General features: G+C 71.3%; 21 protein-coding genes and 1 pseudogene. 12 read left to right on the top strand and 10 right to left on the bottom strand.

Going from position 1 to position 19,550, the window contains the following annotated elements; translation table 11 throughout:
• The 6 genes from DY245_RS17305 to DY245_RS17280 form a co-directional block, all read right to left on the bottom strand.
• Window positions 1-225, bottom strand: a 225-nt coding sequence (locus tag DY245_RS17305; RefSeq protein WP_128508157.1) for an SDR family NAD(P)-dependent oxidoreductase, incomplete at its 3' end; no start/stop codon positions are given.
• Window positions 226-229: 4 nt separating this feature from the next.
• Window positions 230-2,014, bottom strand: a complete 1,785-nt coding sequence (locus DY245_RS17300; protein WP_128508156.1) for a glycoside hydrolase family 15 protein — start codon at window positions 2,012-2,014, stop codon at window positions 230-232.
• Between the two features lie 55 nt (window positions 2,015-2,069).
• Complete coding sequence (locus DY245_RS17295) at window positions 2,070-2,969, bottom strand: SURF1 family cytochrome oxidase biogenesis protein (RefSeq protein WP_128508155.1); 900 nt, start codon at window positions 2,967-2,969, stop codon at window positions 2,070-2,072.
• A 106-nt stretch (window positions 2,970-3,075) separates the two neighbouring features.
• Window positions 3,076-3,309: a hypothetical protein gene (locus DY245_RS17290; protein WP_128508154.1), complete on the bottom strand. Its 234-nt coding sequence runs from the start codon at window positions 3,307-3,309 to the stop codon at window positions 3,076-3,078.
• A gap of 63 nt (window positions 3,310-3,372) precedes the next feature.
• Entirely contained in the window at window positions 3,373-4,410 is a 1,038-nt protein-coding gene (locus tag DY245_RS17285; RefSeq protein WP_244943096.1) for a DEDDh family exonuclease, read from the bottom strand.
• Between the two features lie 152 nt (window positions 4,411-4,562).
• Entirely contained in the window at window positions 4,563-5,207 is a 645-nt protein-coding gene (locus DY245_RS17280) for a TetR/AcrR family transcriptional regulator (protein ID WP_128508153.1), read from the bottom strand.
• A gap of 126 nt (window positions 5,208-5,333) precedes the next feature.
• Between DY245_RS17280 and DY245_RS17275 the strand changes: the two genes are divergently transcribed.
• The 4 genes from DY245_RS17275 (at window position 5,334) to DY245_RS17260 (ending at window position 9,720) form a co-directional block, all read left to right on the top strand.
• Entirely contained in the window at window positions 5,334-6,131 is a 798-nt protein-coding gene (locus tag DY245_RS17275) for an acetoacetate decarboxylase family protein (RefSeq protein WP_128508152.1), read from the top strand.
• A gap of 82 nt (window positions 6,132-6,213) precedes the next feature.
• Entirely contained in the window at window positions 6,214-7,107 is an 894-nt protein-coding gene (locus tag DY245_RS17270; protein ID WP_128508151.1) for an SDR family NAD(P)-dependent oxidoreductase, read from the top strand.
• 13 nt (window positions 7,108-7,120) lie between these two features.
• Window positions 7,121-8,470 carry an amidohydrolase family protein gene (locus tag DY245_RS17265; protein ID WP_244943095.1) on the top strand — a complete coding sequence of 450 codons (1,350 nt, stop codon included), beginning with the start codon at window positions 7,121-7,123 and terminating at the stop codon, window positions 8,468-8,470.
• The gene (locus tag DY245_RS17260; RefSeq protein WP_128508150.1) at window positions 8,467-9,720 is read left to right on the top strand and encodes an amidohydrolase family protein; all 1,254 of its coding nucleotides are present in this window, start codon (window positions 8,467-8,469) and stop codon (window positions 9,718-9,720) included. Before DY245_RS17265 ends, DY245_RS17260 begins: the two co-directional genes overlap by 4 nt.
• Window positions 9,721-9,751: 31 nt before the next feature.
• Here DY245_RS17260 and DY245_RS17255 read toward each other — a convergent pair whose 3' ends face one another.
• The gene (locus tag DY245_RS17255; RefSeq protein WP_128508149.1) at window positions 9,752-10,456 is read right to left on the bottom strand and encodes a Type 1 glutamine amidotransferase-like domain-containing protein; all 705 of its coding nucleotides are present in this window, start codon (window positions 10,454-10,456) and stop codon (window positions 9,752-9,754) included.
• Between the two features lie 132 nt (window positions 10,457-10,588).
• Here DY245_RS17255 and DY245_RS17250 point away from each other — a divergent pair, with 132 nt between their 5' ends.
• From DY245_RS17250 to DY245_RS48275, 4 genes and pseudogenes are all read left to right on the top strand, one after another.
• A complete protein-coding gene (locus tag DY245_RS17250) occupies window positions 10,589-11,497 on the top strand; it encodes a sterol desaturase family protein (RefSeq protein ID WP_128508148.1) in 909 nt (302 codons plus the stop codon).
• Entirely contained in the window at window positions 11,494-12,195 is a 702-nt protein-coding gene (locus tag DY245_RS17245; protein WP_128508147.1) for a lysoplasmalogenase, read from the top strand. The genes DY245_RS17250 and DY245_RS17245 overlap by 4 nt, the downstream gene beginning before the upstream one ends.
• Window positions 12,083-12,391, top strand: a pseudogene (locus tag DY245_RS48280) (hypothetical protein); the annotation flags it as partial. The gene DY245_RS17245 and the pseudogene DY245_RS48280, both read left to right, overlap by 113 nt.
• A gap of 286 nt (window positions 12,392-12,677) precedes the next feature.
• Window positions 12,678-12,881: a maleylpyruvate isomerase N-terminal domain-containing protein gene (locus DY245_RS48275; protein WP_425329401.1), complete on the top strand. Its 204-nt coding sequence runs from the start codon at window positions 12,678-12,680 to the stop codon at window positions 12,879-12,881.
• Window positions 12,882-12,884: 3 nt separating this feature from the next.
• On the opposite strand, the gene DY245_RS17235 is transcribed toward DY245_RS48275, so the two are convergent.
• A complete protein-coding gene (locus tag DY245_RS17235; RefSeq protein WP_128508145.1) occupies window positions 12,885-14,399 on the bottom strand; it encodes a S8 family serine peptidase in 1,515 nt (504 codons plus the stop codon).
• A 606-nt stretch (window positions 14,400-15,005) separates the two neighbouring features.
• Here DY245_RS17235 and DY245_RS17225 point away from each other — a divergent pair.
• From DY245_RS17225 to moaA, 3 genes are all read left to right on the top strand, one after another.
• Window positions 15,006-15,350, top strand: coding sequence for a DUF485 domain-containing protein (locus DY245_RS17225; protein ID WP_128508143.1), 345 nt, complete (start codon window positions 15,006-15,008; stop codon window positions 15,348-15,350).
• Entirely contained in the window at window positions 15,347-16,984 is a 1,638-nt protein-coding gene (locus tag DY245_RS17220; protein WP_128508142.1) for a solute symporter family protein, read from the top strand. The genes DY245_RS17225 and DY245_RS17220 overlap by 4 nt, the downstream gene beginning before the upstream one ends.
• 161 nt (window positions 16,985-17,145) lie before the next feature.
• On the top strand, window positions 17,146-18,135 hold the full coding sequence (gene moaA, locus DY245_RS17215) for a GTP 3',8-cyclase MoaA (protein ID WP_220377899.1): 990 nt from the start codon (window positions 17,146-17,148) through the stop codon (window positions 18,133-18,135).
• A 10-nt stretch (window positions 18,136-18,145) separates the two neighbouring features.
• Here the strand turns inward: moaA and DY245_RS17210 are convergent, their stop codons facing one another.
• Both DY245_RS17210 and DY245_RS17205 read right to left on the bottom strand, forming a co-directional pair.
• Entirely contained in the window at window positions 18,146-18,400 is a 255-nt protein-coding gene (locus tag DY245_RS17210) for a hypothetical protein (RefSeq protein ID WP_128508141.1), read from the bottom strand.
• Between the two features lie 209 nt (window positions 18,401-18,609).
• Window positions 18,610-18,984: a DUF3099 domain-containing protein gene (locus DY245_RS17205; RefSeq protein WP_128508140.1), complete on the bottom strand. Its 375-nt coding sequence runs from the start codon at window positions 18,982-18,984 to the stop codon at window positions 18,610-18,612.
• A gap of 235 nt (window positions 18,985-19,219) precedes the next feature.
• On the opposite strand from DY245_RS17205, the gene DY245_RS17200 reads away from it, so the two are divergent.
• Complete coding sequence (locus tag DY245_RS17200) at window positions 19,220-19,501, top strand: GlsB/YeaQ/YmgE family stress response membrane protein (protein WP_128508139.1); 282 nt, start codon at window positions 19,220-19,222, stop codon at window positions 19,499-19,501.
• Window positions 19,502-19,550 lie beyond the last annotated feature (49 nt).

Raw genomic sequence — 19,550 nt, 5'->3', positions numbered from 1 at the left:
GGCCGCGGCCACCAGGCGGTCGGCGGCATCCGCGTCCGCGTTGTCGGCCGCCACCCCGTGGGCGCGCGCGCCGAGCGAGGCGGCCGCCGCGGCCGCGCTCTCCTCGGTGCGTCCGCTGATCACGACGTTGGCGCCGTCGGCGACCAGTTCACGGGCGGTGGCGAAACCGAGGCCGCGGGTCGCTCCGGTGACGATGTATGTCCGGTCGGTGAGTCCCAAATCCATGGCCCTAGTCTGCCCCTGCCCCGTCGAGCAGCCCGAAGGCGGTCCCCACCAGGCCGATATGGCTGAACGCCTGCGGGAAGTTGCCCAGCTGGCGCCGCGCGGCCGGGTCGTACTCCTCGGAGAGCAGCCCCACATCGTTGCGCAGCGCCAGCAGCCGCTCGAACAGCTCCCGGGCCTCGTCCCGCCGGCCGCTCAGCTGTAGCGCATCGACGAGCCAGAACGAGCAGGCCAGGAACGCGCCCTCGCTGCCCGGCAGCCCGTCGACCGAGCTGTCCTCGGTGCTGTAGCGGCGCAGCAGACCGTCGTGCGACAGCTCCCTGCGCACCGTGTCGATGGTGCCGACGACCCGCGGGTCGTCGGCCGGCAGAAAGCCGACACGGGGGATCAGCAGGGTCGCGGCGTCCAGTTCCGTGGAGCCGTAGAACTGGGTGAAGGTGCCGCGGTCGGCGTCGTACCCCTGCGCGCACACCTCCCGGTGGACCTCGTCGCGCATCGCCCGCCAGCGGTCGAGGTCCGCGCCGAGCTTCGGGTACGCCTCGATCGTCCGCACCGCCCGGTCGGCCGCGACCCAGGCCATGACCTTGGAGTGCACGAAGTGCCGGCGCGACCCGCGGATCTCCCACAGCCCCTCGTCGGGGTCGCGCCAGGTGGACTCCAGGTAGTCCACCAGCGCGCGCTGGATGCTCCAGGCGTGCGGCTCCGCCGGCAGCCCGGCCGTGCGCGCGATGTGGAAGGAGTCGATCACCTCGCCGTAGACATCGAGCTGCCGCTGTTCGACGGCGGCGTTGCCGATGCGTACGGGTGCGGAGTCGAGGTATCCGGCCAGCCACGGCAGCTCGGCCTCCGGCAGCCGTCGCTCACCGGCCAGCCCGTACATGATCTGCAGATCGTCGGGGGCGCCGGCCACCGCGCGCAGCAGCCAGTCCCGCCAGGCGCCGGCCTCTTCCAGATATCCGGCGGAGAGCAGGCAGTTCAGGGTGAGGCTGGCGTCGCGCAGCCAGCAGTAGCGGTAGTCCCAGTTGCGTACGCCGCCCAGCTCCTCGGGCAGCGAGGTGGTGGGCGCCGCGACGATACCGCCGGTGGGCGCGTAGGTGAGGGCCTTGAGGACGATCAGTGAGCGGATCACGGCCTCGCGGTACGGGCCGTTGTAGCGGCAGCGCGCGGACCATGCGTGCCAGTCCTCCAGGGTGTCCTGGAGCGCCTGGAACGGGTCGATCTGGATCGGCCGGGGCTCGTGCGAGGGGTGCCAGGTCAGGACGAACGCGGTGCGCTCGCCCTCGGCGACGGTGAAGTCCGAACGGGTGCTGAAGTCCTTGCCGTAGGTGCGGCCTTGGGCCGGGGTGCGCAGCCACACCGAGTCCGGCCCGGCGATCGCGACCCGGCAGCCCTCGGCGGCGCGCACCCAGGGCACCACCCGCCCGTAGTCGAACCGCAGCCGCAGCACCCCGCGCATCTCGACGCTGCCGCTGAGGCCCTCGACGATCCGTACGACATCGGGCGCGCGGTCGCGCTGCGGCATGAAGTCGGTGACCTGGACGCTGCCCGTGGGGGTCTCCCAGACGGTGTCGAGGATCAGCGAATCGCCACGGTAGGAGCGCCGCGCGCGGGCATCGGGGGACTGCGGTGCCAGCCCCCAGTGGCCGTTCTCCTTGGTGCCGAGGAGGGCGGCGAAGCAGGCGCCGGAATCGAAGCGGGGCAGGCACAGCCAGTCGATGGAGCCGTCGCGGCCGACGAGTGCGGCGGTCTGCAGATCGCCGATGAGCGCATAGTCCTCGATATGTGGGTGCACTCAGCGCCCCTTCCCGCCTGGTGGATGCGCTACGCGGGGGTGGCGGCTGTCCGGGCTACGGGCCCGCCGGGGCCGGCGTCGCGGCGTCGCCGGCCGCCTCGGTCTCCCCGGACCCGGCAACATCCGCGGTCTGCCCGCCGGCCTGCGCGTCCGGGGCGCTCGCCGCCTCCTGAGGACCCTCGGCTTCCTCGGCTTCCTTGGCCGCGGCCGCCGCACGGTCGCGGCGCTCACGGCGTACGAGGACGACCCAGCCGACCGGTACCGCCGCCGCGAACAGCCACCACTGGATCGCATACGCCATGTGCGGGCCGATGGAGTCATGGTCCGGCTCGGGGACCAGCTCCGGCGTGCCGCCGGACTGCTTGGGCGCGGTCTGCTCGATATAGCCGCCGAGCATCGGCCGGCCGACCCGCTTCGCCTGCTCCTTGCTGTTGATCAGCATGACCTGGCGGGCGGGCAGGCCCCGGGTGTCCTTGATGCCGCTGACGGCGGTGGTCTCGTCGGCCATCATCCGGCCGGTCACGGTGACCTTGCCCTTGGGGGCGGCCGGTACGTCCGGGAACTTGGTGAGGTCGTTGCCCGCCGAGATCCAGCCGCGGTTGACCAGCACGGCGTCGCCGTTGCCGAGGACCAGCGGGGTCAGGACGTAGTAGCCGATGCTCTGCTCGTCGGCGGCGGTCCGCTGGCGGACCACGACCTCGTGCGCGGTGTCGTAGGTGCCGGTGGCGGTGACCGTGCGCCACATGTCGTGGTGGGGCAGCACCCGGCCGACGGCGGTCAGCTCGGCGACCGGGACCGGCCGGGCGGCCAGGCTGCTCGCGATGAGCTGGTTCTGCGCCACCTTGTGCTCATGGCGGTGGAGCTGCCAGTAGCCCAGCTTGATCATGACGGGGATCAGCACAAGACCCACGAGGGTGACGATCACCCACTGCCGGGACAACAGGAAGCGGTACACGGCTTCGACGGTACCTGGGGCACCCCGGCCCCCGAGCGGCGGGTCCGGCCGCCGGGCCGCACCGATCGGGTGGACCGGCTCCCGGGACGTCTCCCGGATCCCCCGGTCAGACCCTGTCGACGATGCCCACTTTCCCGTCCGAGCGGGAGCAGTGCGCACCGCAGTACCACTTCCCGTCCGCCTCCACGCCCTGGCCGATGATCTGGCACCGGCAGTGCTCACAGATCGGCGCCATGCGGTGGATGGCGCAGGAGAAGCAGTCGAAGACATGCACCGCGCCCTGCGCGTGCACCTCGAACGTCATGCCGTATTCGTTTCCGCAGACCTCACAACGTGCCATGCGCCACAGGGTGCGGGCGGCGCCCGCGCGGGGCGAGGTGCCGGCGGGTGTGTTGGACGGGCTTCACCCGGAAGCAGGCGCCGTGGCTGCCGGCTCGACGTCCTGGAGCAGCTGCATGAACGCCGCCTCGTCGATCACGACCGTGCCGTACGAGGCGGCCTTGGCGGTCTTGGAGGTCGGCGCGTCGGGGTCATTGGTCACCAGCAGGCTGGTCAGCCGGGACACGCTCGTGGCGACATGCAGGCCGGCCTCGATGGCACGGTCCTCCAGCAGCTCACGGTCCACGGAGGTGTCGCCCGAGAAGGCGACCCGCATCCCCTGGACGAGCCGGCCACCCGCCTCATAGCGCCCCGGGTTGGGATACGGGCACGCCGGGCGCTTACGGGACGGCCGCCAGGAGGTGGGGCGGTACGACGAGGCGCTGGCGTGCTGGCGGGGCGCGGGGGTGTCCGACCACTCCGTCAGCGGCTGGCAGCTCAGCAGCGGCAGCCGCAGATTTTCCTGCGCGGCCCGCCGCAAACTGGGACGAAACGTCTCGGCGAGTACCCGGGCGTCGTCCAGCGCATGGTGGGCGCGCTCCTGCACCACGCCGTAATGGGCGGCGAGCGACTCCAGCTTGTGGTTGGGCAGCGGGAGCCGCAGCTCCTTGGAGAGTGCGATGGTGCACAGCCGCTGGCGCACCGGGGCGGTCGCCGCGGCGCGGGCGTACTCGCGGGCGATCATCGACCAGTCGAACATGGCGTTGTGCGCGACCAGCACCCGGTCCTCCAGCCGCTTGGACAGCTCCGGGACGATCTCGGGGAAGAGCGGGGCGTCGGCGAGCACCGCGCTCGTCAGACCGTGGATCCAGACCGGCCCCGGGTCCCGCTGCGGGTTGACGAGGGTGTACCAGTGGTCCTCGACCTCGCCCTGTGCGTCGAGTTGATACACGGCGGCGGAGATGATCCGGTCGTCGCGGGCCAGGCCGGTGGTCTCCACGTCGACCACCGCGTATCCCTGGGGATACGCGGTCGGCCAGGGAGCCGGCGGCGTCTGCGGGCCCGGCTGCTGCCCGATCTTCGGCGCGATCGGGTCGGCTGCTGGCATGCGGTCTTCGAGCATGGTCCCTGAGGATACGGGCCCCCACCGACAGCCACCGAACCGCCGCCGCGCGTGGTGCGCGGCCGGGCGCCCGCTGCCCCTACAATTACCCGGCTCGTCACGGGCGCTGACGGTGCGCCGCCGCGCCGCTGCGGGCGGCGCTTCAAGGGCGCTCAGCCGGCGGGCCCGCCGACGGGTTCCCCTGGGCTGAGCAGCGACGTCACCAGCGCCTCCAGCGAGACGACGAACAGTCGCTCGGCGTCGACCGGGCCGGCCAGCGCGCGGGCCAGCGCCGGATCGTGCCCGGCGGTGGGGGAGTCCCACAGCTCGCCCTCGCTCGGGTGCTGCTCCGGCGACCGTTCGCGATTGCGCTCGACCAGGACGAAGCCGACGACCTGGAACTGGACGGCGCGCACCGCCTCCGCGGCGAGCTCCCCGCGCAGCCCGGCGGTGTGCATCTCATGGACCAGCGCCTGCTGCGCGGGCAGGAACATCCGCTCCGTCAGGCCGCGTTCGTGCACCATCGCGATCAGCTGGGGGCGCTCGCGCAGCGCCGTACGCAGGGCGCGGGCGACCGAGACGATCCGGGCATGCGGCGTGTGCCCGACGGGGTGGATCTCGCCCATCTCGCGGACGGTGCGCTCGACGAGGGCGTCCAGCAGCGACTCGCGGTTGCCGACGTGCCAGTAGATGGAGGTGACGGCGGTGCCCAGTTCCGTGGCGAGCCGGCGCATGGTCAGCGCCGCCGGGCCCTGTGCCCGGACCAGCCGGGCGGCGGCCGCGAGGACTTCTTCGCCGGTCAGCGCAGTACGTGTCATATTCCTCAACTATCCCCCAACTCCCGTTGATGCAAGGCCCTTTACCCTTCATCCGGCACGGTGTAACAGTGTTACAGGCGCCTCGAACGACCCCCGCAAGTCATCGCCGACGAAGGGTGGTACGACATGGCACGCATACGCTACGGAGCGCGCACCGAGGCGGAGATCACCGCGGCGCGCACCGCGAGCTCGAAGCTCCCCGACATCTGGTCCACCGGCGTGGTGGCCGTCTGGGAGAGCGACCCGGACGCGGTCGCGGCCGTCCTGCCGCCGCCGCTCAAACCTTCCGGCCGCCCGCTGGTCCGGGCCACCATCAGCAAGGTCGACCTGCCCGGCTACCCGCTGGGCGCCGGCTCGGTCGCCGTCGCGGCCACACACCACGGCGTCGACGGCTGGTATCCGCTCGTCATGCCGATGACCCACGAGCGGGCCCTCATCGGCGGACGCGAGGTCTTCGGCGAGCCCAAGAAACTGGGCGAGGTCACCGTCGAACGTGACGGCCCGGTCGTCCGTGCCGCGCTCGCCCGGCACGGCATCGCCTTCGTCGAGGTCCGCGGCGCGGTGAACGGCCCGCTGCCGGTCCCCGAGCCGGTACGCAAGACCGACTTCTACTTCAAGTTCCTGCCCGCCGTGGACGGTTCGGGCTTCGACATCGACCCCGTGCTGGTGCACTGCGTCCGCAACGAGAAGGTCCGCAAACTGGAGCAGGTCACCGGGGACGTGGTCCTCCGGGAGTCGATGTACGACCCCGTCGCCGACCTGCCCGTACGCACCCTCGTCGAGATCACCCTCGGCGAGAAGACCACCGACCAGCAGGGCCGGGTGGTCGAGCGGGTCGGCGCCGAGGCCCTGCTGCCGTACATTCACCAGCGCTACGACGATCCGCGGCAGATCCTCGACGGACCGCCCGAGGGGAGCGCCTGATGCTGTGTCGTCCCGGAGGACAGCGCCCCGGCCCCCGGCCGGAGAAGCGGTCGGCCCGAGTGGCGCGGAGAGGTGAGCGGGCATGGAGCTGACGGCGGGACAGGTCGCGGTCGTCACCGGCGCCGCGAGCGGCATCGGCCTGGCCATGGCGCGCCGCTTCGCCGCGGACGGGCTGAAGGTCGTCCTCGCGGACGTCGAGGAGGAGCCGCTGCGCGCCGCCGCCGACGAGCTGGCCGCGGACGGCGCTCAGGTGCTGGCGCGCACCGTGGACGTCGGCGTACGGGAGGAGGTCGCCGCCCTCGCCGACGCCGCGTACGACACCTTCGGCGCCGTCCATCTGCTGTGCAACAACGCGGGGGTGGGCTCCGGCGCCGAGGGCCGGATGTGGGAACACGAGCCCCACGACTGGCAGTGGGCGTTCGCGGTGAACGTCTGGGGCGTCTTCCACGGCGTGCAGTGCTTTCTGCCCCGGATGCTGGCGGCCGGCGAGCCCGGCCATGTCGTCAACACCTCCTCCACGGACGGCGGGATCGCGCCACTGCCCACCGCCTCCGTCTACGCCGTCACCAAGGCGGCCGTGGTGACCATGACCGAATCGCTCCACGCCCATCTGACGGCGGAGCGCGCCCCCATCGGCGCCTCGGTGCTCTTCCCCGGCCCGCACATGCTCCGCACCGGCCTGTGGGAGTCGCACCGCAACCGGCCCGCGCGCTACGCCAAGACCCGGCCGCGCCGTACGCCGTACCGCAGCCTGGCGCAGTGGGAGGCGGCGATGAAGGAGGCCGGGCAGGAGATCGCCTTCACCCCCGTCGAGGACGTCGCACAGCAGGTCGTCGACGGCGTCCGGGCCGGCCGCTTCTGGCTGCTGCCGCCCAGCGAGCACACCGACGCACAGATCCGGGCGAGGGCCGCCTCGATGCTCGACCGCGCCGCCCCCGCCTACCTGGAGCACTTCATTCTCGACGCGGACGACTGAAGGAGGTTCCGCGATGACCCCTGCACAGCACCCCAAGGACGGACACGGCGGACAGGACGGGCAGGACACGCAGGGCGGACAGGACGCCGCCGATCCGTACCTGATCATCTCCGCCGACTGCCACGCCGGACTCCCCACTGAGGAGTACCGCCCCTACCTCGACGCCCGCTTCCACCGCGCCTTCGACGAGTTCCTCGGCGAGCGCGACGCCCGCCGCGCGGAGGCCACCCGCCTCGGCATCCGCAACGACGCCTTCGCCGCCAAGTGGTTCCAGGACAACGAGGAGGGCCTGCGCGGCGGCTGGGACACCGCCCAGCGCCTCAAGGAGCTCGACGGCGACGGCGTGGCCGCGGAGGTGGTCTTCCCGGACGCGGATGCCGTCGACAGCGGGACGGCGGCCCCGTTCGGTGTGGGCCTCGGCCTCTCCGGGGACCACGACCCCGACCTCGGCATGGCGGGCGCGCAGGCGCACAACCGCTGGCTCGCCGATTTCGTCTCCGAGCACCCCGAACGCCACTGCGGCGTCGCCCTGTTGCCGGTCACCGCCGACACCGGACGGGTCGTGGCCGAGATCCACCGCGCCAAGGAGTCCGGGCTCGGCGCCCTGATGATCCCCTCCATGTGGGTCGACAAGGAGCCGTACCACGACCGCCGCTACGACCCCGTGTGGGCCGCCGCGGCCGAGTGCGCGATGCCCCTCGTCACCCACTCCGGAGCGGCGCCCCGCCACGAATACGGTGACCACCTCGGGATCTACGTCTCCGAGGTGACCTGGTGGCCCGCGCGCCCCCTGTGGTTCCTGCTCTGGTCCGGCGTCTTCGAACGCCACCCGGGGCTGAAGTTCGGCGTCGCCGAATCCGGCTGCTGGTGGCTGCCCAACCTCCTGTGGTTCATGGACCGCCTCTACCTGGGCGCACACGGCGGCAAAAAACTCTCCCCGTTCGCCGAGCTCAAGCAGCCCCCGCACGCATACCTGGACCGCCAGGTGTTCGTCTGCGCCACCAACACCAAACGCCGCGAACTCGCCCAGCGCTACGAGATCGGCGTCGACAACATCCTGTGGGGCAGCGACTTCCCGCACCCCGAGGGCACCTGGCCCGACACCCGCGGATGGCTGCGGAAGACCTTCCACGACATCCCGGTCGCCGAGACCCGCCGGATGCTCGGCCTGGCCGCCGCCGAGGTCTTCGGCTTCGACACCGCGGAGCTGGCCCCGCTGGCCCGCCGTATCGGCCCCACCCCCGCCGAACTCGGCCAGCCCGCCGACCAGTCGGCGGTCGAGGCCTCCTGGGCCCGCTCACGTGAGGTCGGCCGCCACTGGCTCACCGACCACGACTTCCCGGTATGGGGGACCGAGCAATGACCCAGCCACCACGGACCGAGCCCGGGGGCGACCGCTACACCGTCATCTCCGCCGACTGCCACGCCGGCGCCGACCTCCTCGACTACCGGCCGTACCTGGCCTCCCGGCACCATGAGGCCTTCGACGCCTGGGCGGCGACCTACGTCAACCCCTACGAGGATCTGCTCGCCGACACCGCCGACCGCAACTGGAACTCCGGCCGCCGGCTGGCCGAACTGGAGGCCGACGGCATCGTCGCCGAGGTCGTCTTCCCGAACACCATCCCGCCCTTCTTCCCTTCCGCGTCCCTGATGGCCCCGGCCCCCACCCGCGCGGAGTTCGAGCAGCGCTGGGCGGGCCTGCGCGCCCACAACCGCTGGCTCGCCGACTTCTGCGCGGACGCCCCCGGCCGCCGGGCCGGCGTCGCCCAGATCCTCCTCAACGATGTCGACGAGGCCGTACGGGAAGTCCGCCGCACCAAGGAGGCCGGCCTGACCGGCGGCATCCTGCTGCCCGGCACCCCGCCCGGCTCCGGCCTGCCCGAACTCCACTCCGAGGTCTACGACCCCCTCTGGGCGGTCTGCGCCGAGCTGGACGTCCCCGTCAACCACCACGGCGGCTCGGCCTCCCCGCCCCTCGGCGACGAACCCGCCGCCCGCGCCGTCTTCATGGTCGAAACGACGTGGTTCTCCCACCGCGCCCTGTGGCACCTCATCTTCGGCGGCGCCTTCCGCCGCCACCCGGGCCTCCGCCTCGTCCTCACCGAACAGGGCTCCGGCTGGATCCCCGGCGTCCTGGACATGCTGGACTACTACCACGGCCGCCTGGTCGCGGCGGCGTCCAAAGCCGCCACCGCGGAGTCCAAATTCGGCGTCGGCCTGGCCGCGGCCATGGGCAGCTCCCCGGCCGAGATCTGGCGCGACAACTGCTACGTGGGCGCCAGCTTCATGCGCCCCCACGAGGTCCCGCTCCGCCACCGCATCGGCCTCGACAAGATCATGTGGGGCAGCGACTACCCCCACGACGAGGGCACCCACCCGCACTCCCGCGAGGCCCTGCGCCTGGCCTACGCCGGCCTCCCCACCCACGAAACCGCCGCCCTCCTAGGCACCAACGCCGCCCACGTCTACGGCTTCGACCTCCACCACCTGGCCCCCCTGGCCGCCCGGGTCGGCCCCACCGTCACCGAGATCGCCGAACCCCTGGAGCAGATCCCCCCGACCGCCACCAGCCCGGCGTTCGCCCGGGGTGGGGCGGTGCGGGTGTGGTGAGGGAGGCCGGCGGGGCCGGCCCTGTCCGCCGCTAGACGCGAAGCAACCGCGCCCGCTGCGCCACTTCAGCCACCGCACCGTCCTCGTCGACGTGCACACGGCGGAGCGTGGCGCCGGGCGTGCGTGTGACGACATCCACCAGGCGGCTGTCGGTGAACAGTCCGGCCGCGCCGTCGTCGATGGCCCAACCTCCTGGCAGTACACGGTCGTTGACGGCCGAGAGGTAGCCGGGCCGGCGTTCCGGCTCGCTGTCGTAGTGCGGGCACAAACTGCCCGGCAGCAGCCCAAGCCCGTCGGCGAGCGGCGCCGGCGGGCCGAAGGAGTCGGAGAACGCGTGCTCGAACCAGCAGCAGGCCCCGGCGCTGATGCCGCACAGCAGCACCCCGGCCTCGTACGCCTCGCGCAGGATCGTGTCCAGGCCGTGCAGCCGCCAGACGGCAAGCATGTTGGCGGTGTTGCCGCCCCCGACGTAGACGATGTCCTGCGCGAGGACGAACGTGCGCAGATCGGTCACGCTGCGCCGGAACAGCTCCAGATGGCTCGGTTCGCAGTCCCGCGCCCCGAACGCCGTGTGGAACCCCTCGATATACCCCGGCGCATCGCCGCTGGCGGTGGGCAGAAAGCAGACCTTGGGCCGGGTCCGCCCGGCGGCGTTCAGCACGAAGTCGTCGAGCAGCGTGTCGGGATCGTCGGAGAAGCCGCCGCCGAGCAGGGCGATGGTGGGTGCGGTGGTCATCGGACCTCGTTTCCGGTCGTCGAAGCGGGCTACCGGGGGTACGCGGCCGCCCGGCAGCTGACAGCACGTCTTACATACTTCTCGGTAACAACCTCTAGCGGCACCCCCGTCACCCCCCTTATCGTGCGGGGCATGCCGCACCTGCCCGATGTCGTGTTGTGGTCCGTACCGGCCTTTGTCCTGCTCACCGTGGTGGAGATGGTGAGCTGTCGCCTGCATCCCGATGAGGACGCGGCGGGCTACGAAGCCAAGGACGCGGCCACCAGCGTCGGCATGGGGCTGGGCAGTCTCGTGTTCGATGCGCTGTGGAAGATACCCATCGTGGCGATCTACGCCGCGGTCTACGAGCTCACCCCGCTGCGGATCCCCGTGCTGTGGTGGACGCTGCTGCTGATGCTGCTCGCGCAGGACTTCTTCTACTACTGGTCGCACCGCGGCCACCACGTCATCCGCGTCCTGTGGGCCTGCCACGTGGTGCACCACTCCAGCAAGAAGTTCAACCTCACCACCGCACTGCGGCAGCCCTGGACGACATGGACCGTCTGGCCGTTCTATGTGCCGATGGTCGCCCTCGGCGTGCATCCGGCCGCGATCGCGTTCACCTCCGGTGTCAACCTCGTCTACCAGTTCTGGGTGCACACCGAGCGGGTCGACAAGCTGCCCCGGCCCTTCGAGTTCGTGCTCAACACGCCGTCCCACCACCGCGTCCACCACGCCTCGCAGGGCGGCTACCTGGACCGTAACTTCGGCGGGATCCTGATCATCTGGGACCGGATGTTCGGCTCGTTCGTCGCCGAGACCGAGCGGCCGGTCTATGGACTGACCAAGAACATCGAGACGTTCAACCCGCTGCGGGTGGCCACCCATGAGTACGCCGCCATCGCGCGCGACGTACGGGCCGCGGGCAGTTGGGGCGAGCGCGCCGGGCGGGTGTTCCGCGGGCCGGGCTGGCAGCCGGCCGCGCGGACCGCGGCGGGGGAGCGCCGGGAGTCCCGGAAGGGGACCGAGGGGCGCGCCTCCGTCGAGGGGCCGGCCGCGTGACGGTCCGCCGGCCCCGGGGCGTACGGCCACTGCTCGGGGCGTTCGCCGTGCTGGCCGTCGTCCACCTCGGGGCGCTGCTCGGGGGAGTCACGGCCGTCGCGCAGCTGACGAAGCCGGCGCTGATGCCGGTGCTCGCCGGATACGTCCTGGCGCGCGGCGGGCCCCGGCTGCTGGCCGGCGCGCTGCTGTTCGGCTGTGGCGGCGACACCTTCCTGCAGATCGGCGGCGACACCGTCTTCCTGGTGGGGATGGCCTCGTTCGCCGCCGGGCACGTCTGCTATCTGCTGCTGTTCGCCCGGCACGGGGCGCCGTACGGGCGCGGGCGGACCGCCGGAGCCGGTGCGGCATACGCGGTCGTCCTGGCCGCCACCGTGGCGCTCCTGTGGCCGGACCTCCCGGCCGATCTGCGGATCCCGGTCGCCGGCTACAGCCTGCTGCTCACCGCGATGGCGTTCGGCGCACTGCGGGCGGGGCCCTGGGCCGCGGTCGGCGGACTGCTCTTCCTGCTCTCCGACACCTTGATCGCGAGTGGTATCGCTCACTGGCCACAGCTGCCGGCCCCGCAGTTCTGGATCATGCTCACCTATGCCGGGGCCCAGTTCGCGCTGGCCGGCGGCGTGCGCCGGGCCGCCGCCACCACAGCTCCGCGGACCGCGCCGAGCCCCGCTCCGGCGCTCCCCGAAGCGGGCGTCCCGTAGCGAGCGGCGTCCGGTGAACGCCCGGCCGGAGCGGCCGGATACGCCACCGCTTGAGTCTCCCCCCGTGGGAGACCCGACAGTGGACGGCATGTACCGGGGGACCCCCAGCTGGTCGGACGCGGACCTACTGCCGCCCGCCGCCCGCACCTCCGCGGGCTACCGGCTGTACGGCCCGGACGCCCCGGCCCGCCTGGAAATCGCGCGCAGCCTGCGCGAACTGGGCATCGGGACGGCGGCGATCCGGTCCGTACTGCACCGCGAGCTCCCCCATAGCCTGAACGGCATGGGGGGACCCCCATCGTTCGCCGAGACGGCGGCCCAGTGGGCGGACGCGCTGGACGCGCAAACCCGCCCCGCCCCGCTGGGACACCGGGGGCACCTGGACCGCGGCCGCGCTGCGCGCCCATCTCCGGCCCGTCGGGCTGGACCGCTCGGCATTCGACGGCACCGACCCCGACCGCGTCCTGTACGCCTACGAGCAGGTGGCACGGGACGTCGCCGCCCTGGTGGCCGCCGTACGGCCGGCGGACCTCGATCTGCCGACGCCGTGCGCGGGGTGGAGCGCGCGGCCCCGCCCGGCGCGGGTGCCACCGACCGGCTGGCGGCCTTTCTCGGCCGCGAGCCGGGCTGATCCGCCGCCTACGCACGACAGGAGGGCCGGGGGCGCACCCCCGGCCCTCCTGTGACGGTTACTTCTTCACCGCGTCCAGCGCATCGACGATGCCGTAGCCGAAGTGGCTGTTGACATGCTTGGTGCCGGTGCAGGTGGTGTCACCGGTGGGGCAGCCGGGGTTGTCGGCCTGCTCCTTGAGGAGCCACTGGATCTCCTGCGGGCTGGACTTGGGGTGCGTGCTCTTGAGCAGCGCCGCCACGCCCGCGACATGCGGGGTCGCCATGGACGTGCCGGCCAGGTAGGCCCAGTCGCCGCCCGGCATGGTGGAGAGGATGTTGCCGTTCTTGGCGGGCAGCTCGGGCACCTGCTTCGAGTCGCCGCCCGGTGCGGCCACATCGATCTGGCCGAGGCCGTAGTTCGAGTAGGAGGACCTGAGCTTGTTGACGCCGGTCGCCGCGACCGTCACCGTGCCCGGCAGCTGGGTGGGAACGTCCCAGCAGGTCTTCGGGTCGATGGTGCGCTCGATGGGGGTCGAGTCGTTCGGGCTGGAGGCGTCCGGGAGCTTGGGGGCCGCCAGATCGAGGTTGGAGTTGCCCGCGGCGGCGATGTTGATCGCGCCCTTGCGCTGGGCGTAGCTCGCCGCGCGGCCGACCGCGTCGATGATGGCGGCCTGGTCGGCGTCGTCCTTGCAGTTGAACATCCAAGGGTCGACGTAGTAGCTGTTGTTGGTCACCTCCACGCCGTGGTCCGCCGCGAAGACGAAGGCGCACACCACGCTCTCGGCGTAGAACATGGCGGTCTTCGGCTCGCTGACCTTGATGGCGGAGATCTTCACACCCGGGGCGACACCGGCCACGCCGACGCCGTTACGGGCCGCGGCGATCGTGCCCGCGACATGCGTGCCGTGGTAGTCGTGGTCCGGGTCCCAGGGGCGCCAGGCGCCCTTGGCCGTATCGGCCACACCGCCCACGCAGTTGGCGGACTGCTTCGCGGAGAAGTTGGCCTTCAGATCCGGGTGGGTGTCGTCCACTCCGGTGTCGATGATGGCGACGGTGACGTTCTTGCTGCCGGGGTTCACCTTCGCGGCCTGGTCGGCCTTGATGGCGGGGAGGTCCCACTGCAGCGGTTCGAGCGGCTCTTCGCCGTTCGCCTTCGCCGCGCTGCTTGCCGCCTTGAGCTGGGACTTCGACAGGTCGATCTTCTGCGGTTTGCCGACGTCGGTGGTGCCCGACGCCTTCAGCGGCGCGGTGCGGGTCGCGCCCGCGGACTGCACGCCCGGTACCGTCCGCAGGGTGGCGGCGAACTGCGGGTTGGCCGAGTGAACGACGATCACGCCTATCTGCTCATGGGCGATGATCACCTTCCCGCCGGCCTTGGCTATCGCCTTCTCCACCTTGCCGACCGTGGCATGGCCGGGCGTGGTGTTCACGACGTAGGACAGCAGCGGGCCATCGGTCGTGACCGCGGCGGCCGGGGCGGAATCCTGGGACGCGGCGGTGGCCGCGTTCGGGAGGAAACCGAGAGACGCCGTCAGAGCCAGGCCGAGCGGTACGGCCAGCGCCCGCATGCGTCTGGATCGGGGATGGGCCATGGGGACTCCACATCATCCGTGAGACCGCCCGTGCGCGGGTTGCGCACGGGCGGATGCAGTGAGACGTGAAGTTATCGGCGATCACTGACGCACAGCAATGGAACGGGGAGAAAACCTGACACTGATACGGAATTGATGTGACATCAGCTGTTGCCGGGTCAGCCGATCGCGCAGCAGGGGGCGTTGTCTCAGCCGTTGCGCCGCAGGGTGCTGATGCTCAGCGGGGGCAGTGCGATCCGCGGGCCGTACCAGCGGCGTGCGGAGGGGGCGGTCCCTGGCCGGGGCTCCGACGGAGCGACGGTGAGCGGCGACGGCAGCCGGACACTGCCGTACGGGGGCCGACGGGGAGCGGGTGGCTGCGGGGCCTGCTGGGGCGGCGGATTCACACCGGGCTCAACGAAGCGCCCCGCGCACGGTGGCGGTCGGCGCGGGCATTCCCTCGGTTTCTTCTGGGATTCAACCAACGCCCCCCTGTTGGATCGTGGGACGCGGCTCTACCATTCGTGATCTACGTCACTCACGTGCGCTTTATCGTCGGCCTGGGCTGCTCCCGCGCGGATCCGTCGGGCGGCCCCGGGAACCAGCCACTTCGCGTCAGGAGACTCCGTGAGCGCCGCACCGACCACCGACCCGGGAACGCATGGGCCGCCCGACTACATCCAGGTGCAGTCGAGCGAGGAATTCGATGAACTCCGCCGCGCACACCGCTCGTTCGCCTTCCCGCTCACCGTCGCCTTCATACTCTGGTACCTCGGGTACGTGCTGCTGTCGAGCTACGCCGGCGGCCTCATGGCCACCAAGGTGCTCGGCCACCTCAACGTCGCCTTCGTCCTCGGCCTCGCCCAGTTCGTCACCACCTTCCTCATCGCCTGGTGGTACTCCCGGCACGCCGCCGCCAAGCTCGACCCCAAGGCCGAGGCCATCAAGTCCCGTCTGGAGGGCGACGCATGAACCTCACCCAGCAGCCGCTCGCGCTCCAGCTCGCGGCCGGCGGCGCGGGCGAGCACCGCGCCCTGATCATCACCCTCTTCGCGGTCTTCGTCGCCGCCACCCTCGCCATCACGGTCTGGGCCGGCCGGCAGACCAAGGGCGCGGAGGACTTCTACGCCGGCGGCCGGCAGTTCAGCGGCTTCCAGAACGGCCTGGCCATCTCCGGCGACTACATGTCCGCCGCGTCCTTCCTCGGCATCGCCGGCGCCATCGCCCTCTTCGGCTACGACGGCTTCCTCTACTCCATCGGCTTCCTCGTCGCCTGGCTCGTCGCGCTGCTCCTGGTCGCCGAACCGCTGCGCAACTCCGGCCGGTTCACCATGGGCGATGTGCTCGCCTACCGGATGCGCCAGCGCCCGGTCCGTACGGCCGCCGGCACCTCCACCATCGTCGTCTCGATCTTCTATCTGCTCGCGCAGATGGCGGGCGCCGGCGCCCTGGTCACCCTGCTGCTGGGCATCACCAGCGAGGCGGGCAAGATCCTGGTCGTCGTCCTCGTCGGCATCGTGATGATCCTTTACGTCACCATCGGCGGGATGAAGGGAACCACCTGGGTGCAGATGGTCAAGGCGGTGCTGCTGATCGCCGGCACCCTGCTGATCACCTTCCTGGTGGCGCTCAAGTTCGACTTCAACATCTCCACGCTGCTCGGCGCCGCGGCGGAGAACAGCGGCAAGGGCTCCGCCTTCCTGGAGCCGGGCCTCAAATACGGCGCCAGCGCCACCTCGAAGATCGACTTCATCTCGCTGGGCCTCGCCCTCGTCCTGGGCACCGCGGGCCTGCCGCACATCCTCATCCGCTTCTACACGGTCCCGACGGCCAAGGCCGCCCGTAAGTCCGTGAACTGGGCGATCGCCATCATCGGCGTCTTCTACCTGATGACCATCGCGCTCGGCTTCGGCGCCGCGGCCCTCATCAAGCCGGAGGCGATCACCGCCGCCAACAAGGCGGGCAACACCGCGGCCCCGCAGCTCGCCGAGGTGATCGGCGGCGGTGCCGGATCCACCGGGGGCGCGGTGCTGCTCGCCGTCATCTCCGCGGTCGCCTTCGCGACGATCCTGGCGGTGGTCGCCGGCCTCACGCTCGCCTCGTCGTCGTCCTTCGCCCACGACATCTACGTCAACGTCATCCGCAAGGGCCAGGCCACCGAGAAGGAAGAGATCGGCGCGGCCCGCTGGGCGACCGTCGGGATCGGCGCCGTCGCCATCGTCCTGGGCGTCTTCGCCCGCGGGCTGAACGTCGCCGGCCTGGTGGCGCTCGCCTTCGCGGTCGCCGCCTCCGCCAACCTCCCGACCCTCCTCTACAGCCTGTTCTGGAAGCGGTTCACCACCCAGGGCGCGCTGTGGTCGATCTACGGAGGCCTCGCCTCCTCGGTCCTGTTGGTGCTCTTCTCACCGGTCGTTTCCGGCAAGGAGACCTCGATGTTCCCCGGCGCGGACTTCGACTTCTTCCCGCTGGAGAACCCGGGCCTGATCTCCATCCCGCTGGGCTTCCTGCTCGGCTGGCTGGGATCCCTGCTCTCCAAGGAGGAGCCGGACGCCAAGAAGTACGCCGAGCTGGAGGTCCGCTCGCTGACCGGGACCGGAGCTCACTGAGAGGGCCGCACTGAGCATCCGTACAGCGCCCGGGCGGGGTGGCCTCGTAGAGATCTACGAGGCCACCCCGCCCACCTCGTGCTTCTCAGCTCTGCCCGCTGTCACACCCATCGCGTAGGCTCGAAGGAACAGTGATCCACCATTCTCGGGGAGGGGGCCCAGTGCTCATCGACACTTTTGGTCGTGTGGCCACCGACCTGCGCGTTTCGCTCACCGACCGGTGCAATCTGCGGTGCACGTACTGCATGCCGGAAGAGGGCCTGCAGTGGCTTGCCAAGCCGGATCTGCTCACCGACGACGAAATCGTCCGGCTGATCACCATCGCCGTGCGCGACCTGGGCATCGAAGAGGTCCGCTTCACCGGCGGTGAGCCGCTGCTCCGCCCCGGCCTGGTCGGCATCGTCGAGCGCGTCGCCGCCCTCGCCCCACGCCCCCAGATGTCGCTGACCACGAACGGCATCGGCCTCCAGCGCACCGCCACCGCGCTGCGCGACGCCGGTCTCGACCGCGTCAATGTCTCCCTCGACACTCTGCGGCCGGACGTCTTCCAGACCATGACCCGCCGCAAGCGGCACGACGATGTGCTCCAGGGCCTGGAGGCGGCCCGCGCGGCCGGGCTGACCCCGGTCAAGGTCAACTCCGTGCTGATGCCGGGCCTCAATGACGACGAGGCCCCCGACCTGCTGGCCTGGGCGGTCGCGAACGACTACGAACTCCGCTTCATCGAGCAGATGCCGCTGGACGCCCAGCACGGCTGGAAGCGCGACGGCATGATCACCGCCGGTGACATCCTCGCCTCGCTGGGCACCCGCTTCGAGCTCACCCCCGAGGGCCAGGACGAGCGCGGCTCCGCGCCCGCCGAGCGCTGGATGGTCGACGGCGGACCGCACCGCGTCGGTGTGATCGCCTCCGTCACCCGCCCGTTCTGCCGCGCCTGCGACCGCACCCGGCTGACCGCCGACGGCCAGGTCCGTACGTGCCTGTTCGCCACCGAGGAGACGGATCTGCGCGCGGCCCTGCGCTCCGGCGCCCCCGATGACGAGATCGCGCGCATATGGAAGCTCGCGATGTGGGGCAAGAAGGCGGGCTCCGGCCTGGACGACCCGTCGTTCCTGCAGCCCGAGCGTCCGATGTCCGCCATCGGCGGCTGAGTCGGCGCCGTCAGCGTCCGGCTGCCGACGCCTCCCACTCCTCCAGCGTCACCACGTCCTTGAGGAAACCGCGTACGCCGAGGAACTGCGACAGATGCTCCCGGTGCTCCTCACAGGCCAGCCAGGTCTTGCGCCGGTCCGGCGTGTGCACCTTCGGGTTGTTCCAGGCCAGCACCCATACGGCGGGGGCGCGGCAGCCCTTGGCGGAGCAGATGGCGGCGTCGTCCGCCACGTCGTCGGAGCCGGGGAGGTTCGGGAGGTTCACGGCCTCAACCCTATGTCCTGCGGCCCTTGACCCGGTGCCGCGGACATGACGACGCCGGGCAGCCACGGGGGGAGCCGCCCGGCGTCGGTCCGTCGCTCCGACGGGGGATGCGGAGCGCGTACGCAGTATGTCACGCGGAATGGTGCGCAGTGCACCGGAACTCCATGATTGATCTGAGCTTTTCTTGAGCTTTGCAGACCGGGTGGTGATCAGTCGGCGTCGCGCGGCGGCGTGGATGCGCCCGTCGCCGACCGCTCCGGAACGGGTTCCGCCGAGCCGTCGGAGTCGCCCGGCGTCAGCATCGGCCGGGTCGGCCCCGCGACGAACGTCTTCGGGAGCGAAGGGGCATTCTCCCGGCCCGCGTTGGCGATCACCACGGCGATATACGGCAGCGTCAGGCCCAGCACCAGCGTCGCAATGGCAACCGGGCGCTCGACGTTCCACAGCACGACGGTCAGCACCACGGCCACCGTGCGCACCGCCATCGAGATCACATACCGCCGCTGCCGTCCGCGCACGTCCTCGGTCAGGCCCTGCCGGGCCCCGGTGATCCGGAAGGCCTGGCCGCTGCTCTGCTTCCGCATCACGTTCCACCACCCGCTCAGTCGTGCCGGATTCTCCCCGGTTTCCGGTCGGTTTCTACGGTACGCCGCAGCTGCGCCGCCTTCGAGACCGGGTCATGCCCCCGTTCGGCCGGGTCCCGCCAGGACGGTGTGCGTACGACCGGCTCCGGCGTGCGGCGTAGCCGATGCGGAGCGACACTGACGGGGCGACCCTCACGTGCGACCTCACGTGCACCGCGCCGCAAGAGGAGGCGACATGACGTGGTTGTGGGCCATCATCGTGGGCCTGGTGCTGGGCCTCATCGCGAAGGCCATCATCCCGGGCAAGCAGCAGATCCCGCTCTGGCTGACCGTGATCTTCGGCATGCTGGGGAGCGTCCTCGGCAACTGGCTGGCCACCGGCATCGGGGTCAATGAGACCAGGGGCATCGACTGGATCCGCCATCTGCTGCAACTGGTCGGCGCGGTCGTCATTGTCGGTATCGGCGACCGCCTCTGGGTGTCCATGCGCGGCCACAAGAGACGGACCACCTCCTAGGGCCGCACGACATACGCAGGCGGCCGGTGCGCACCCTCGCGCACCGGCC

It is taken from the genome of Streptomyces inhibens, from assembly GCF_003389455.1.
GTDB lineage: Bacteria > Actinomycetota > Actinomycetes > Streptomycetales > Streptomycetaceae > Streptomyces > Streptomyces inhibens.
Note: the sequence above shows the minus strand (reverse complement) of the source record. Positions and strands in the feature narration are given on the sequence as shown.

Bases quoted from the DNA above. Each gene is read 5' to 3' on its own strand.
- DY245_RS17290 (WP_128508154.1), bottom strand. From the start codon at position 3,309: ATGGCACGTTGTGAGGTCTGCGGAAACGAATACGGCATGACGTTCGAG.
- DY245_RS17285 (WP_244943096.1), bottom strand. From the start codon at position 4,410: ATGCTCGAAGACCGCATGCCAGCAGCCGACCCGATCGCGCCGAAGATC.
- DY245_RS17280 (WP_128508153.1), bottom strand. From the start codon at position 5,207: ATGACACGTACTGCGCTGACCGGCGAAGAAGTCCTCGCGGCCGCCGCC.
- DY245_RS17275 (WP_128508152.1), top strand. From the start codon at position 5,334: ATGGCACGCATACGCTACGGAGCGCGCACCGAGGCGGAGATCACCGCG.
- DY245_RS17270 (WP_128508151.1), top strand. From the start codon at position 6,214: ATGGAGCTGACGGCGGGACAGGTCGCGGTCGTCACCGGCGCCGCGAGC.
- DY245_RS17265 (WP_244943095.1), top strand. From the start codon at position 7,121: ATGACCCCTGCACAGCACCCCAAGGACGGACACGGCGGACAGGACGGG.
- DY245_RS17260 (WP_128508150.1), top strand. From the start codon at position 8,467: ATGACCCAGCCACCACGGACCGAGCCCGGGGGCGACCGCTACACCGTC.
- DY245_RS17255 (WP_128508149.1), bottom strand. From the start codon at position 10,456: ATGACCACCGCACCCACCATCGCCCTGCTCGGCGGCGGCTTCTCCGAC.
- DY245_RS17250 (WP_128508148.1), top strand. From the start codon at position 10,589: ATGCCGCACCTGCCCGATGTCGTGTTGTGGTCCGTACCGGCCTTTGTC.
- DY245_RS17235 (WP_128508145.1), bottom strand. From the start codon at position 14,399: ATGGCCCATCCCCGATCCAGACGCATGCGGGCGCTGGCCGTACCGCTC.
- DY245_RS17220 (WP_128508142.1), top strand. From the start codon at position 15,347: ATGAACCTCACCCAGCAGCCGCTCGCGCTCCAGCTCGCGGCCGGCGGC.
- DY245_RS17205 (WP_128508140.1), bottom strand. From the start codon at position 18,984: ATGCGGAAGCAGAGCAGCGGCCAGGCCTTCCGGATCACCGGGGCCCGG.
- DY245_RS17200 (WP_128508139.1), top strand. From the start codon at position 19,220: ATGACGTGGTTGTGGGCCATCATCGTGGGCCTGGTGCTGGGCCTCATC.